The organism is Novosphingobium fluoreni (assembly GCF_014196615.1).
Lineage (GTDB): Bacteria > Pseudomonadota > Alphaproteobacteria > Sphingomonadales > Sphingomonadaceae > Novosphingobium > Novosphingobium fluoreni.
Map to the genome: position 1 here is coordinate 1 of NZ_JACIDY010000023.1, position 1,253 is coordinate 1,253.

The window sequence follows — 1,253 nt, forward strand, 5'->3', positions numbered from 1 at the left end:
ATCGCATCGCGCGCGACACTGGCGACTTGTTGGCAATCGCCAAGCGGGTCGTTGAACGCGGAGCTACTCTGCGCATCCATGATCCCGCGATCCGCTTTGATGGCTCCGACATGATGGCCGAGATCATGCTGACGCTTTTCGGCATGATCGGGTCCGTCGAGAAGCACTTCATCAAGGCAAGGCAGCGCCGGGGCATCGAGGCCCGGAAGCTCAAAGGCCTCTACAAGGGCCGACCCGCGACCATCGATACCGCCCGTATCCTTGAACTGAAGGAGCAAGGGCTTGGGGCTACCCAGATCGCAAAGACAATGAGCATTGGCCGCGCGTCAGTGTACCGAGCGCTCGCCGCCTAACCAGATGTCGGAAGGCTCGACGGCAGATCAGCAGCAGGATCAAGCTCGGAGAGCCACTTGTGGAAATCCTCGACCGACATCCTCGTCATCTGCGAGGCTGCGGAAGTCATGATCCGATCTACGATGTGGTTGGGAGCATCACCGCGACAGAGTGGGCAAGCCTCGTCGTGATGGTCGTCCAGCGTCAATGCAGCAGCCTCGATGTCGACCCGCGTATTTCCCGATCATCGACACACGACTGGCACGTCACGCCGACGACTTCGTCGCCGCGAACCACGATCCGTCCACCATCCCAGTGCCCGCCACACTGGTCACAGCCTCGGTGGATCGCTGCCTCCACAACGGAGACCTCGACATCATCGAAGTCCATGCGTCGCCCAGATCGTACCTGCCGCATCATCGTCCACAAGCCTCTCGGTAGCGCCCAGCCGGACTGACCATCCTACCGTCATCATCATGGAGATCGCCATTATGTCCAACGGCTTCAAGGTGCCGTCCACGGCTGCGTCCGAGACCAATGCTGCGGCAGATGATCAGTGCAGCATTGATGATCAACTGGACGAGTTTGAGAGGCTCATCCGTGCAGCCCACAACGCCGATCTACGACCAGCAACTTCCATGCCCGCGCCGGATCGCTGGCACTGACGATGCCGCCCAACTCGCAGCCTATCATTGGAGATGCAGCATGACCGAACGCCCAGACCCAACGCCGCAGCAAGCATCCCTGATCGACGCTCAGGATGCGGATGATGCCACGGCAAGCGTCGCCAACATCGACGACCTAATCGTCCGTCTACGCGCAGCGCACGATGCCGGTGCCACGATTGAGGAACTCCACGCTCGCCTCGGGCCGCTGCCCGGCGGAGAAGGCGGGCAGTCTCCCTTCACCCGCTCCACCAC

General features: G+C 61.3%; 3 protein-coding genes. All 3 read left to right on the forward strand.

All coding sequences use genetic code 11. From position 1 onward, the window contains the following. Positions 1 to 353, forward strand: a 353-nt coding sequence (locus tag GGR39_RS17010) for a recombinase family protein (protein ID WP_183619004.1), incomplete at its 5' end; no start/stop codon positions are given. Positions 354 to 809: 456 nt separating this feature from the next. After that, positions 810 to 998: a hypothetical protein gene (locus GGR39_RS17015; protein WP_183619007.1), complete on the forward strand. Its 189-nt coding sequence runs from the start codon at positions 810 to 812 to the stop codon at positions 996 to 998. 40 nt (positions 999 to 1,038) lie between these two features. Continuing rightward, the coding region (locus GGR39_RS17020) for a hypothetical protein (protein ID WP_183619010.1) at positions 1,039 to 1,253 on the forward strand (215 nt) is incomplete at its 3' end.